Source organism: Actinocorallia aurea (assembly GCF_054783995.1).
The window spans coordinates 415,759-427,752 of sequence record NZ_BAAGPQ010000038.1 but is presented as its reverse complement, the minus strand read 5'-3'; the positions used below and the strand labels follow the sequence as shown (position 1 = coordinate 427,752).

At 73.5% G+C, this 11,994-nt stretch carries 12 protein-coding genes and 1 riboswitch; of the genes, 5 read left to right on the top strand and 7 right to left on the bottom strand.

The window, feature by feature from the left end:
- Positions 1-993 precede the first annotated feature (993 nt).
- Positions 994-1,509 carry a DoxX family protein gene (locus ACYVOM_RS40295; RefSeq protein WP_460308903.1) on the bottom strand — a complete coding sequence of 172 codons (516 nt, stop codon included), beginning with the start codon at positions 1,507-1,509 and terminating at the stop codon, positions 994-996.
- 117 nt (positions 1,510-1,626) lie between these two features.
- On the opposite strand from ACYVOM_RS40295, the gene ACYVOM_RS40290 reads away from it, so the two are divergent.
- Positions 1,627-2,487, top strand: a complete 861-nt coding sequence (locus ACYVOM_RS40290) for an SDR family NAD(P)-dependent oxidoreductase (RefSeq protein WP_460308902.1) — start codon at positions 1,627-1,629, stop codon at positions 2,485-2,487.
- Positions 2,488-2,531: 44 nt separating this feature from the next.
- On the opposite strand, the gene ACYVOM_RS40285 is transcribed toward ACYVOM_RS40290, so the two are convergent.
- Positions 2,532-4,031 (bottom strand): penicillin-binding transpeptidase domain-containing protein, encoded by a 1,500-nt coding sequence (locus ACYVOM_RS40285; protein WP_460308901.1) that lies wholly within the window; start codon positions 4,029-4,031, stop codon positions 2,532-2,534.
- 160 nt (positions 4,032-4,191) lie between these two features.
- Here ACYVOM_RS40285 and def point away from each other — a divergent pair, with 160 nt between their 5' ends.
- Positions 4,192-4,728: a peptide deformylase gene (def, locus tag ACYVOM_RS40280; protein WP_460308900.1), complete on the top strand. Its 537-nt coding sequence runs from the start codon at positions 4,192-4,194 to the stop codon at positions 4,726-4,728.
- A 12-nt stretch (positions 4,729-4,740) separates the two neighbouring features.
- Here the strand turns inward: def and ACYVOM_RS40275 are convergent, their stop codons facing one another.
- Positions 4,741-5,214 (bottom strand): hypothetical protein, encoded by a 474-nt coding sequence (locus ACYVOM_RS40275; RefSeq protein WP_460308899.1) that lies wholly within the window; start codon positions 5,212-5,214, stop codon positions 4,741-4,743.
- Between the two features lie 332 nt (positions 5,215-5,546).
- On the opposite strand from ACYVOM_RS40275, the gene ACYVOM_RS40270 reads away from it, so the two are divergent.
- Together ACYVOM_RS40270 and cobM are read left to right on the top strand one after the other, a co-directional pair.
- Entirely contained in the window at positions 5,547-5,930 is a 384-nt protein-coding gene (locus tag ACYVOM_RS40270) for a pyridoxamine 5'-phosphate oxidase family protein (protein WP_460308898.1), read from the top strand.
- Positions 5,927-6,670 (top strand): precorrin-4 C(11)-methyltransferase, encoded by a 744-nt coding sequence (gene cobM, locus ACYVOM_RS40265; RefSeq protein WP_460308897.1) that lies wholly within the window; start codon positions 5,927-5,929, stop codon positions 6,668-6,670. The genes ACYVOM_RS40270 and cobM overlap by 4 nt, the downstream gene beginning before the upstream one ends.
- 7 nt (positions 6,671-6,677) lie before the next feature.
- Here cobM and ACYVOM_RS40260 read toward each other — a convergent pair whose 3' ends face one another.
- The gene (locus ACYVOM_RS40260; protein WP_460308896.1) at positions 6,678-7,757 is read right to left on the bottom strand and encodes a cobalt-precorrin-5B (C(1))-methyltransferase; all 1,080 of its coding nucleotides are present in this window, start codon (positions 7,755-7,757) and stop codon (positions 6,678-6,680) included.
- Between ACYVOM_RS40260 and ACYVOM_RS40255 the strand changes: the two genes are divergently transcribed.
- A complete protein-coding gene (locus ACYVOM_RS40255; RefSeq protein ID WP_460308895.1) occupies positions 7,756-8,508 on the top strand; it encodes a cobalt-precorrin-6A reductase in 753 nt (250 codons plus the stop codon). The two genes, ACYVOM_RS40260 and ACYVOM_RS40255, sit on opposite strands and share 2 nt — an antisense overlap.
- Here ACYVOM_RS40255 and ACYVOM_RS40250 read toward each other — a convergent pair.
- Genes ACYVOM_RS40250 through ACYVOM_RS40240 form a run of 3 tightly spaced genes read right to left on the bottom strand, consistent with a single transcriptional unit; the run spans position 8,496 to position 11,839 of the window.
- On the bottom strand, positions 8,496-10,010 hold the full coding sequence (locus tag ACYVOM_RS40250; protein WP_460308894.1) for a precorrin-2 C(20)-methyltransferase: 1,515 nt from the start codon (positions 10,008-10,010) through the stop codon (positions 8,496-8,498). The genes ACYVOM_RS40255 and ACYVOM_RS40250 overlap by 13 nt on opposite strands.
- Positions 10,010-10,627, bottom strand: coding sequence for a precorrin-8X methylmutase (locus ACYVOM_RS40245; protein ID WP_460308893.1), 618 nt, complete (start codon positions 10,625-10,627; stop codon positions 10,010-10,012). Before ACYVOM_RS40245 ends, ACYVOM_RS40250 begins: the two co-directional genes overlap by 1 nt.
- A 3-nt stretch (positions 10,628-10,630) precedes the next feature.
- On the bottom strand, positions 10,631-11,839 hold the full coding sequence (locus ACYVOM_RS40240; RefSeq protein WP_460308892.1) for a precorrin-3B synthase: 1,209 nt from the start codon (positions 11,837-11,839) through the stop codon (positions 10,631-10,633).
- Positions 11,840-11,905: 66 nt separating this feature from the next.
- A riboswitch (cobalamin riboswitch) is annotated at positions 11,906-11,985 on the top strand.
- The last annotated feature ends 9 nt before the right edge of the window (positions 11,986-11,994 follow it).

Sequence of the window (11,994 nt, the reverse complement as noted above, 5' to 3'; positions counted from 1 at the left end):
CACCCCGCCCCCGACCAACCCCCGCGACCCACCCCCAGCGACCCAGACCCCACCCGAAGCACGAACACCCGGCATCCCAGCCCCCAAAAAGCCCAAAAGCCATGCCCCAGAGCCCCGAGCGCCCAAAGACGCAGAACCACAAGGGCCCCGAGAGCCGACGGCTGAGGCTCCGAAGCCGAAGAACCTTCACCGCGAGCACGCCACGGAGCCGAAAGCCTGAGGCCCGCACCCCGGCCAAGAGCCCCGCCCCGCCTCTCAACCCCGCCTGCCTGAACGCGGACCGGGAAAGGCCACTCGAACACGGGACCCGAAGACCGGACCCCCAGCGCGTTCTGCGCCTGCCCCTCGGGCTGCGTTCACCGCGCAGCTTCGAGTCCACGTCGCTTCCCGCACCGCACCCCGCACTGCCCCCTCAGCGCGACCGCGGGCGGGGGCGCGGAACTCAAGATCACGAGGCACGAAGCGCGGGTGTGGGTACGGCGCGCGGGGGCGCGGTCCCGGAACGTGGATGCGAGGCTCGGGCGCGTAGGGCGCAGCGCAAATGCGCACGCGAGGCAGGGCGCAGGATGCACAGGGCGCAGGCTCGGCGAGCGCAGCGCGAAGCGCAGCAGGTGCGGAACGCGATACAGACTCGAAGTCGCGCGGAGGCGCAACCCGAAGCTCGGGCGTGAGGCGCGGGTGCAGGATGCGAAGTGTGGAAGTGGGTGCGGGACGCGAAGCGTGGCGCGCGGCGTGAGCAGCGGAGGGTGCGAAGCGCGAGAGGCGGGAGCGCGGAACGGGAGACGCGAAGCACGGGACGCGAAGCACGGGACGCGGAGCGCGGGACGCGGAGCGCGGATCGGGGGATGCGGCGTGGGCGCGGGTTCGGGGCTCGGGGGTGCGTGTGGCGCGGGGGTGAGGTACGGGGTTGAGGGGTGTTGCGGGGAGGGGTGCGGAATGCGGGGTGAGGGTGGAAGGGGAGGTGGGGCGGGCGGGGGTGCCCGCCCCGGGGGGTTAGGGGGTGGAGGGTGGGGTGGGGCGCCAGAAGATGGCTAGGAGGGTTGCGGCGCCCAGGGCGCCGGCGACTGCGGTGATGGCTAGGCCCAGGGGGCCGGAGAGGGTGTCTTCGATGCCCAGGGCGGCGTCCAGGGAGTAGGCGCCGCCGCCCAGGGTGCCCAGGGCGGCGGCGGTGAGGATCAGGACGAGGGTGTACTCGTAGCCTTGGCCGGGGCGGAAGATGAAGAAGCCGTTGCGCAGGTGGGCGGTGATCAGCGCGACCGCCATCGTGCCGACGGCGCCCGCCGCGGCGACCGGTGTCGCCAGGCCGAGCAGCAGCAGAAGACCTGCGCCCAGTTCGGTGCCGGTGGCGGCGAGCGCGTGCAGCATGCCGGGGCGCAGGCCCATCGACTCGAACCAGCCCGCGGTGCCGGGCAGCTTGCCGCCACCGAAGGCGTGGTTCCAGCCGTGCGCGATGAGGACGATGCCCAGGATTGCCCTGAGGATCGCGGACGCAAGGTCGATGCTCTCCATGTGACCTCGTTCGGGGGGAGAAGGCGGATGGGTCAGCGCGGGCGAACGTGATCCAGATTACGCCGAAAGAACCGAGGGCCCTTCTGCCGCCCCCGCGCCGGTGTTAGCGTCGCGCGCATGCGAAAGCGACGCACACCTCCGCTGCGCGGCCGCCGGGTGCTCATCACGGGCGCGGCGCGCGGGATCGGCGCGGCGCTCGCGCTCCGCCTGCATCAGCGCGGGGCCCAGGTCCTCTTGGCGGGGCTGGAGCCCGGCCCGCTCGCCGAGGTCGCCGCGGCCTGCGGCGACGCGCCCTTCCGCCCCGTCGACGTGACCGCGCGCGAGGACCTCGCCGAGGCCGTGGCCGATCTGGCGGGCCCGCTCGGCGGCCTCGACGCGGTCGTCGCCAACGCGGGCATAGCCCGTCAGTGGACGGTCGCGGAAGGCGATCCCGCGGTCCTCGCCAAGACCCTGGAGGTGAACGTCCTCGGCACGGTGCACACCCTTCAGGCCGCGGTCCCGCACCTCTCCCACCCGCGCGGCTACGCCCTGCTCGTCTCCTCCCTCGCCGCCGCCGTGCACCCTCCTCTCCTCGGCGCGTACAGCGCTTCGAAGGCCGCAGTCGAGGCGCTCGGCAACACCCTTCGCCTGGAACTCGCCCCGACCGGCGCCCGCGTCGGCGTCGCCTATTTCGCCGAACTGGACACCGACATGACGCACCGCGGCTTCGGCACCGAGGCCGCCTCCCTGCTGCGCACCCCCACTTCCGTCCTCTCCGGCGTCACTCCCCTCCCCGTCGCCATCGACGCCCTCGAATCGGGCATCGCCTGGCGGGCCCGGACGATCTGCTGCCCCCGCTGGGTCGCCCCGCTCCTCCCGTTCCGCGCCCCCGCCCAGCGCGTCATGGAAGCGGCCCTCCCGCCGACCGTCTCCCGTGCCGTGGCCCTCGCCGCCACCGAAGACGCCCCCTTCACCACACCCCAGCCCACCCGAGACTGACCCGCCGCCGACGAGGGCGGCCCGCAGGATCGGACGGGCCCGCGTCAGGCGGATTTGAGGAAGGCCGCCGCGATGGGGGCGGCGGCGGTGCCTCCGTCGCCGCCGCCCGGGACGAGGACGGCGAAGGCGAGGTCGGCTCGGTAGCCGACGAACCACGCGTGGGTGCTGCCCGCCTCGGCGGTGCCGGTCTTGCCGTAGGTGCCGGAGGGCAGGCCGGCCGACGCCGCGGTGCCTGAGGTGACGACCGCCGACATCATCGGGCGCAGGGCGGTGACCACCGCCTGGGGAAGGGGGCGGGGCGCGGGGACGTCCTCTCCGTTGGCCTTGTAGGACGAGGCGGAGAACATCACGGGCGAGCGCCATGTGCCCGAGCCGACCGCGGCGGCGACCGCCGCCATGTTGAGCGGCGTGACGAGGACCCTGCCCTGGCCGATGCTCGCCTCGGCCAGGTCGGCGGTGCCGGAGGGCGCGGGGAAGCTCGGCCGCGCCGCGTTGATCGCGAACGGCTTGTTGAAGCCGAACATCTCGGCGGCCTTCGTCATCCCCGCGGCCTTCGCCCGGTTGACGCCGAGCGAGGCGAACGTGGTGTTGCAGGACTTCGCGAACGCCGTCTGGAGCGAGGTCGAGCCGAGGGCGAGGCCGTCGTGGTTGGGGATGGTGCGTTCGCCGAGCAGGACCGTGGCCGGGCAGGAGACCCCGGAGGTCGGGGCCAGCCCCGAGGTGACGAGCGCCGCCGCCGTGACGATCTTGAACGTGGAGCCCGGCGGATAGGTGCCCTGACTGGCGGCCAGCTCGCCGACCCGGTCGGAGAGCGCCACGATCGCCCCGGTGGAGGCCCGCACCACCACCAGGACCGCGGGCTTGCCCGCGGCGGCGACGGCGGTGTCCGCGGCCGCCTGAAGGCGGGCGTCCAAAGTGGTGGTCTGCCGCGCTCCCACCGCCTCGCTGAAGATCTTGACGGGAGTGTCGTCGAGGAAGATCCCCCAGCCCGAGGTCGGCTGTCCCGAGGTGTACTGCCCGCCCAGTGCTTCGAGGTAGGGCCGGACCCCCGAGGTGCCGGGGATCTCGGCGCCGTCGGCGAAGGTCGCCGCGCCGAGCGGGCTGCCCGCGGTCTCCTTCAACTGGAGCAGGCCGCCGTTCGCCAGCTCCGGCGCGAGGGTCGCCGGGGTCCAGACGACGCGCCAGTGCCGGTCGACGATCTCCATCCGGAGGGTGGACTCGACCGTCCAGGTGCCGGGCGGCAGGGTGCGGACCGCCGTGAAGTCGGCCTTCGCCTCGGTCTCGGTGGGTCGGACGACGGGCTGCGTTTCGAGGTCGAGCGCCGAGACCTGGAGGGCTTTGCCGAAGGCGCGGTGCTGCTGCACGAAGTCGGGGGGCGGCGAGGCCGTCAGGTCCTTCATGGAGGCGAAGTCCCCGGCCCGCCAGTAGGCGAAGTAGGAGGCCGCGAGTTCCTTCGGATCGCCCTTGACGCGCAGGTGCAGGTACAGGCCGCCGCCCGCGCCCGCGAGCAGCAGGGTGCCCAGGATGATCGCCAGCCACCGCACGTCGGACCTCCGCGTCTGAGAAGTTCAGCGCAGGCAATCTAGGACACGCCACCCCCATTCGGACAGAGATCATGAAAATCAGCCGACCGACCGCGGCTTTCCCGGCCGCCCGGGCCCCTGCAATACGATGACGGGAGCAAAGGCCCACGGAGGGGATGGAATGTCGGGGAACGCACGGCCGATCACACTCATCGGGGACCCGGTCCTCCACCGGCCGCTGAAGGAGGTGACCGAGTTCGACGACGCCCTGAGGGAGCTGGCCGACGACATGTTCGCCAGCATGTACGCCGCCAACGGGGTCGGGCTCGCCGCCAACCAGATCGGGGTGGACCTGCGGATCTTCGTCTACGACTGCGAGGACGACCACGGAGAGCAGCACAAGGGCGCCGTGGTGAACCCGACCATCGAGTACCCCGACCGGAACCGGACGCTCGACAACGACTCCGAGGGGTGCCTGTCCGTCCCGGGCCCCTACGCCGAGGTCGCCCGGGTCGACCACGTGCACTGCCACGGGTTCGACCTCGAGGGCAACCCGATCTCGCTGCACGGCACGGGCCAGCTCGCGCGCTGCTTCCAGCACGAGACCGACCACCTCGAAGGCAAGCTCTACGTCGACCGGATTCCGGCGAAGGCGCGCAAGCAGGTGCTCCGGGAGTACGAGGCGCGCAAGGCCGAGACCGAGACCGCCTCTTCCTGAGCGCTGCGCTCTTCAGCCGGGGGAAAGGGTCTCGCGCAGCATCCGCGTGAGGCCCTCGACCCGCTCCAGGGACTGCTGGAACAGGCCCCGCGCCTCTTCGAGCTGCTCCAGGGCGGCGCCGATCGGCGCCTCGTCGTCGCCGAGCAGGATCTCGGCGAAGAGCACCTCGGTGGCCGCGAGCACGCCGGTGGCCGCGCCGCGGGCGATGCCGCCCTTCATCTCGGTGAGCTGGCGCACCGTGCGCATCAGCCGTTTCAGGACCATGGTCGGGTGCTGGCCCGGCGGCGCGACCGAGCGGTAGCCCGCGTCGAACCGCGCCCAGTCGCGGTACATCCCGCCCGGTCCGGCGAGCTGCTCGACGGTGGCCAGCAGCCGCCCGAGCGCGTACGCCGGATCGCCCGGACCCAGCGGCCGTTCGGCGGGCCTCAGCAGGGCCAGCGCCCGGCGCACCGCCTGCGGCTCGTGTTCGACCTTCTCGTGCTTCATCCCGATCCCCTCCACGTCTCGACGCGCCCATCCTCGCCGCCGCGCGACGCCCCGAACCGACCGAACGACATTCTGTGGATAACTTTCTGCGCCGAGTCCCGCACAGGAAGTCACACTCAAGCGCGCTAGCCGTCGCGGGCCCCCGCGCCGGCCCCTTCAGCGCGGATTCGCGTGCAGAACGTGGCGCTCAAGCGCGACAGCCGGTGCGCATGCCCACGCGGTCCGGCTGGAGAGGGCGGCAGCGCTCGGAGGCCCGGCGAAAGCTAGGGTGTGACGGGTTCGCGGGCTTCCGCGACGGCCCGAGAAGGTTCCAGGAGCAGGGGGTTCGCAGCGTGGTGGAGTTCGGTCCCGAGGCCGTCGAGTTCTGGCGGGAGTACCACATCTGCACCCTGACGACGCTGCGCCCGGACGGGACGCCGCACGTCGTCCCGGTCGGCGTGACCCTCGACGCCGAGGCGGGCGTGGCCCGGGTGATCTGCGACGGCGGATCGCGCAAGGCGCGCAACGCCGCGCTGCCCGGCGCGCGCGCCGTCGTCTGCCAGGTCGACAAGGGCAGGTACACGACTTTCGAGGGGACCTCCACGGTCCTGGCGGACGAGGCGTCGGTGGCCGACGCCGTACGCCGCTACACCGAGCGGTACCGCGAGCCCCGGGTGAACCCGAACCGCGTCGTCATCGAGATCGCGATCGACCGGGTGATCGGCACCGTCAAGTGACGGTGTACTTCATCGGCGCCGGTCCCGGAGCGCCCGACCTCATCACGGTCCGGGCCCAGCGGATCATCGCTAAGGCTCCCGTCTGCCTGTACGCAGGGGCTCTGGTGCCGCCCGAACTCCTGGAGGACTGCCCGGACGGGGCGCGCAAGGTGGACACCGCGGATCTCGACCTCGACCGGATCCTCGCCGAGCTGACCGCCGCCCACGCCGCGGGCCTCGACGTCGCCCGCCTCCACTCGGGCGACCCCTCGGTGTTCAGCGCGATGGCCGAGCAGATGCGCCGCCTCGACGCCGCGGGAATCCCCTACGAGGTCGTGCCGGGCGTGCCGGCGTTCGCCGCGGCGGCGGCGTCCCTGCGGCGTGAGCTGACGGTCCCCGGCGTCGGCCAGACCGTCGTTCTCACGCGCACCTCGGCCCGGGCCACCCCGATGCCCGAAGGCGAGGACCTGCCTTCGCTCGCCCGAAGCCGCTCGACGATGGTGCTGCACCTGGCCGTGCAGCGGATCGACGAGGTCGTCGCCGACCTCGTGCCCTCCTACGGCCCGGACTGCCCCGCCGCGGTCGTCGCCTACGCCTCCCGGCCCGACGAGGTCATCCTGCGCGGCGCCCTCGCCGACCTGCCCTCCCTCGTCCATGAGGCGGGCATCAGGCGCACCGCCGTCATCATCGTCGGCCGTGCCCTCACCGCCCACGACTTCCCCGACAGCCACCTGTACTCGGCGGCCCGCTGCAGGGCCTGACCGCCGGTCAGGCTCGGCCGACGATGGCGCCCGCTCGGTCGATGACGACGACGTCGACCGCCACGGGCGCCTCGCGGAGGACGTTCTCGGCGGTGCGGCGGGCGTGGGCGGCCACCAGGTCCCCCAAGGGGATGTCGGCTTCCTGGCAGAGCTGGAGGGCCGCCAGGGCGGTGTTGGCCCGGGTCAGGCGTTCGGTGAGGGTGTCGCGGGCGCCCGCGTCGGCGGCCAGGCGGGCGAGGAAGGCCTTGTCGACCTGGGAGCGGCTGGAGTGCAGGTCGAGGTGGCCGTCCGCGAGTTTGGCGAGCTTGCCGATGCCGCCGGCGATCGTCAGGCGGGGGACGGGGTGGCGCCTCAGGTACTTCAGGACGGCTCCGGCGAAGTCCCCCATGTCGAGCAGAGCCTCGTCGGGCAGCGCGTACAGGTCGCGGACCACCTGCTCGGAGGTGCTCCCGGTGCACCCGGCGACGTGCTCGTGCCCGAGGGCCCTGGCGACGTCCACGCCCCGGCGGATGCTGTCGATCCAGGCCGAGCAGGAGTAGGGCACGACGACGCCCGTGGTGCCGAGCACGGACAGCCCGCCGAGGATGCCGAGCCGGGGGTTCCACGTCTTGCGGGCGATCTCCTCGCCGTTCTCGATGGAGACCTCGATCTCGACGTCCCCGGATCCGCCGTGGCGCGCGGCCACCTCGGCGACGTGTTCGGCCATCATCCTGCGCGGGACGGGGTTGATCGCGGGTTCGCCGACGGCCAGGGGCAGCCCCGGCTTGGTGACGGTGCCGACGCCGGGGCCCGCCGAGAAGCGCACGCCCGTCCCCGGCGCTCCCGGACGGACGGTCGCCATGACGACGGCCCCGTGCGTCACGTCGGGGTCGTCTCCGGCGTCCTTGACGACGCCGGCCATCGCCCCGCCTTCGCCGAGTTCCTCGCGGTCGAGGGCGAAGGCCGGGCGCTGCCCCCGGGGCAGCACGATCTCCACCGGGTCGGGGAACTCCCCCGTCAGCAGCGCCGTGTACGCCGCCGTGGTGGCGGCCGTCGCACAGGCTCCGGTGGTCCATCCGTAGCGCAGGCCTGATTGGGTTGAGGACATGAGATCCGTACTCGTGCTGGGCGGAACGGGCGAGGCGAGGCGGCTGGCCGACGTGCTCTCCGCCGTCCCCCGCCTGCGGACAGTGTCCTCCCTCGCCGGAAGGGTCGCCCATCCGGCCCTGCCGTCGGGCGAGGTCAGGACGGGCGGGTTCGGGGGCGCCGAAGGGCTGGCGGCGTGGCTGAAGGCGGAAGGCATCGACTTCGTTGTGGACGCCACCCACCCTTTCGCGTCGGGCATGACCGCTTCGGCCGCCCAGGCGGCCACCCGGACGGGCGTGCCGTTGCTCGTGCTGCGCAGGCCCGGCTGGCACGCCGTCGAGGGCGACCGCTGGCACTGGGCGGCGGACGTCGCCGAGGCGGCGAGGCTGCTTCCGGACCTCGGACGCCGTGTCTTCCTCACCACCGGCAGGCAGACGATCAAGGAGTTCGCCCACCTGGACGACCTGTGGTTCCTCGCCCGCTCGGTGGACGCGCCCGCGCCGCCCGTCCCCCGCGCCCTGCGCGTCGTGCTGGACCGGGGGCCCTTCACCCTCGACGGCGAACTCGCCCTCATGCGCGAACACGGCGTGGACGTCCTGGTCACCAAGGACAGCGGCGGGCCCATGACGTCGGCGAAACTCGCCGCGGCGCGGGCGCTCCGCCTGCCCGTGCTGCTCGTCCGCCGCCCTCCGCTGCCCGAGGCCGTGCCCGTCGTCTCCACCGTGGAGGAAGCTGCGGCATGGGTCCGCGAACTGACCGCTCAGGCCGGGTAGCGGCGCGGCGTGTAGACGACGGGGCCGCCGGGCCGCTCGACCGCGCGCGTGGTCGACGACCCGATGATGACCAGGGTGCGCATGTCGACGTCCGCCGGAACGAACTCGGCGAGGGTCGTCACCGTCAGCCGCTCCCCTGGGCCGCCGACGTCGCGTCCGAGGATCACCGGGGTGGTGGGCGCGCGGTGTTCGAGGAACAGCGCGCGGGTCTTCTCGATCTGCTCGCGCCGGGTCTTCGACGCCGGGTTGTAGAGCGCGACGACCAGGTCCGCCCGGGCGGCGGCGGCGAGCCGTTCCGCGACGATCTCCCACGGCTTCAGGATGTCCGACAGCGAGATGACGCAGAAGTCGTGGCCGAGCGGCGCGCCCGCGCGGGAGGCGACCGCCTGCGCGGCCGTGAGCCCCGGCAGGACCCGGACTGGCACGTCCGCGAACCGCTCCTGCTCGGCGACCTCCAAGACGGCGCTGGCCATGGCGAACACGCCAGGGTCCCCCGACGACACGACGGCGACGCGCGCCCCTTCGAGCGCGAGTTCCAGCGCGTGGGCGGCGCGTTCGGCCTCGACGCGGTTGTCCGTCGGGAAGCGGCGCTGCCTCGGGTTCGGCGGCACGCGGTCGAGGTAGGGGCCGTATCCGACGAGCGTGTCGGCGGCGGCGAGTGCGTCCTGCGCCTCCGGGGTGAGCCATGGGCGTCCCGCAGGCCCGAGCCCTACGACGACGACTTCGCCGCGCCCGCCGGTTGTGCGCGACGGCGTCAGCTCCTGCCGCACGGGGACGTGCTCGTTCATCGGGCTCGGAAGGAGCGCGAGGGAGAAGTACGGGGCGGAGGCGGGGTCGACGTCGGCGAGGCGCTCGATCCGTTCGGCGCCGGTCGTGGCGCGCTCCACGTACCAGGCCTCGCCGAGCCGTCCCGCGCGTTCGAGAGCGGCCCTGACCTTGGGGAACGTCCGGCCCAGTTTGAGCACCGCCACGGCGTCGCTCCCTGAAAGGTGCCCGGCGAGGTCGTCCTCGGGCAGGGTGCCCGGCAGGACCGTCAGGGTCTCCTCGCCCTCGACCAGCGGTTTGCCGAGCGCCGCCGACGCGCCGCTCACGGAGGTCACCCCGGGGACGACCTCGGCCTCGTAGGTGGGGGCGAGCCTCTTGTGGAGGTGCATGTAGGAGCCGTAGAAGAGCGGGTCGCCTTCGGCGAGCACCACGACGTCGCGTCCGGCGTCCAGGTGCGCGGCGAGCCTTTCGGCGCACTCCTCGTAGAACTCCTCCAGCGCTCCCCTGTAGCCGCCGGGGTGGTCGGTCGTCTCCGTGGTGACGGGGTAGAGCAGTAGTTCCTCGACCTGTCCGGGCCGCAGGTACGGGGCGGCGACGGAGCGGGCGATACTGCGCCCGTGGCGGGCCGCGTGGTAGGCGACCACCTCGGCCGAGCCTATGAGCCGGGCGGCCTTGACCGTCACCAGTTCGGGGTCTCCCGGCCCGAGGCCCACCCCGTAGAGCTTGCCGGTGCGCATCACTCCTCCTCGCTGGCGATGGCGTTGACGGCGGCGACGGCCATGGCACTGCCGCCGCGCCGCCCGTGGACGACGACGTAAGGCACGTCGCTCTGCGCGAGTGCCTGCTTGGATTCGGCGGCGCCGATGAACCCGACGGGCACGCCGATGACGAGGGCGGGCCGCCCGGCGCCCGCCGCGATGAGCTCCAGCAGCCGGAACAGCGCGGTGGGCGCGTTGCCGATGGCCACGACGGCGCCCTCCAGGCGGTCGCCCCACAGGTCGAGTGCGGCGGCGCTGCGGGTGTTGCCGATGCGGGCGGCCCGCTCGGGCACGGACGGGTCGTCGAGGGTGCAGATGATCTCGTTGGCGGCGGGCAGCCTGCGGCGGGTGATGCCGGACGCGACCATCTTGGCGTCGCACAGCACGGGCGCGCCGCCGAGCAGCGCGGCCCGGCCGGACGCGACCGCGCCGGGCGACCAGGCGACGTCGGCGGCGAGGTCGGTCATGCCGCAGGTGTGGATCATGCGGACGACGACGCGGGCCACGTCGTCCGGCAGGCCGGCGAGGTTCGCCTCGGCGCGGATCGTCGCGAACGACCTCCGGTAGATCTCCGCGCCGTCGCGGATGTAGTCCATCACTCAGCCCCTTCGTGCCGCATTGACGGCGGCCCCCGCCGTCACGAGCGAGGACAGTACCGGCCCTTCGGACACCCGGTAGCCATCGGGCACCGCGACGACGTCCACGACGGAGCCCTCCGGCCTGCCGCAGCGGCGGTCGCAGCCCGACCAGTGGACCCGCCCGGGGCCGGGGGCCATGACCGCGAGCGCGTCGGCCCTCACGTCGGCGAGCGCCTTGCCGCATCCGGGGCGTCCCGTGCACGCGGTCACCCCCGAGAGGGCGTCTTCGGAGCTCACGACGAAGCCGTGACGGGCGAGCTTTCCGACGTCGTCCGGGCCGCCCGTCACGACGACGCTGCGCCAGGGCGTCACGACGATCCGGTCCCACGCCGAGAGCGCCTCGGCCTGGTCTGCGGAAAGCCTCCCGAGAGGCGCGCCGGCCACCACGACGCCGTCTGACACGAGGCCCAGCGGGACCGGGCCGGCGTCCGCGCTCCGCGGCGAGCCTTCGGGGAGTGAGCGGGTCACGAAAGGCAGGCGCTCCAGCGCGCGCACGACACCCGGGACGGCTTCGGGCAGTTCCGTGAGCCGCCAGGCCTCCGATCCGAGGGCCGCGCGCTCCGCGAGGAACGCCTGCGCCGACGCGAGCAGCGCGGGCACGACGTCGCAGGCCCCGACTCCGAGCCCGGTGAAGGCTCCGGCCAGGTCGAGCGCGAAGGTGTCCGGGCCGAGGGCACGGGCCGCGGCATCGGCCCGAGGCAACCGGTGCCCTCCACCGTCGTCCAGCGCGAACAGGAAGCGCCCGGGCAGGGCGGCGAGCGCGGGCACGGCGCACAGCGCCCGGTCCAGTGCCCCCACCAGATCCCCGACATCGGCGCGGCCCCCGCCGGGGCGGCCGGGGCCTGCGGGGACGGGGAGGCCGGTCAGGGGGGAGGCGAGGATGTTGCGGACGCGTTCGTGGGTGGCCGAGGGAAGGAGGCCCGCTTCGGCCAGGTGGGCGGCGAGGGCGGGGATCCGGGCGGGGTCGAGGCCGCGCAGCTGGATGTTGGCGCGGGAGGTCAGTTCGAGTTCGCCGGAGCCGAAAGTGCGGGCGGCCGTGGCGAGTGCGCTGACCTGCGCGGATGTGGCGCGGCCGCCCGGCAGCCTGACGCGTGCGAGGGCGCCGTCGGCGGCGGTGTGCGGCCGGAGCGCGCCGGGGCAGGCGTCCGGACGGTCGCGTCGGGTGGTCATGGCGTCATGGTGCCACTTGCCAGCGAACCGCCAGAAACCGGTAATGTCAGCCGAGACGAGTCGTGTGAGGAAACCGGTGTGAACCCGGTGCTGTCCCGCAACTGTGATCGGAAGCCGCGAGAGCGGGGTTCGAGAGCCAGACACTCCCGCCCGTC

Excerpts from the sequence above, each read along its gene's own strand:
- ACYVOM_RS40295 (WP_460308903.1), bottom strand. The coding sequence starts at position 1,509 with ATGGAGAGCATCGACCTTGCGTCCGCGATCCTCAGGGCAATCCTGGGC.
- ACYVOM_RS40290 (WP_460308902.1), top strand. The coding sequence starts at position 1,627 with ATGCGAAAGCGACGCACACCTCCGCTGCGCGGCCGCCGGGTGCTCATC.
- def (WP_460308900.1), top strand. The coding sequence starts at position 4,192 with ATGTCGGGGAACGCACGGCCGATCACACTCATCGGGGACCCGGTCCTC.
- ACYVOM_RS40275 (WP_460308899.1), bottom strand. The coding sequence starts at position 5,214 with ATGAAGCACGAGAAGGTCGAACACGAGCCGCAGGCGGTGCGCCGGGCG.
- ACYVOM_RS40255 (WP_460308895.1), top strand. The coding sequence starts at position 7,756 with ATGAGATCCGTACTCGTGCTGGGCGGAACGGGCGAGGCGAGGCGGCTG.
- ACYVOM_RS40260 (WP_460308896.1), bottom strand. The coding sequence starts at position 7,757 with ATGTCCTCAACCCAATCAGGCCTGCGCTACGGATGGACCACCGGAGCC.
- ACYVOM_RS40250 (WP_460308894.1), bottom strand. The coding sequence starts at position 10,010 with ATGCGCACCGGCAAGCTCTACGGGGTGGGCCTCGGGCCGGGAGACCCC.
- ACYVOM_RS40245 (WP_460308893.1), bottom strand. The coding sequence starts at position 10,627 with ATGGACTACATCCGCGACGGCGCGGAGATCTACCGGAGGTCGTTCGCG.
- ACYVOM_RS40240 (WP_460308892.1), bottom strand. The coding sequence starts at position 11,839 with ATGACCACCCGACGCGACCGTCCGGACGCCTGCCCCGGCGCGCTCCGG.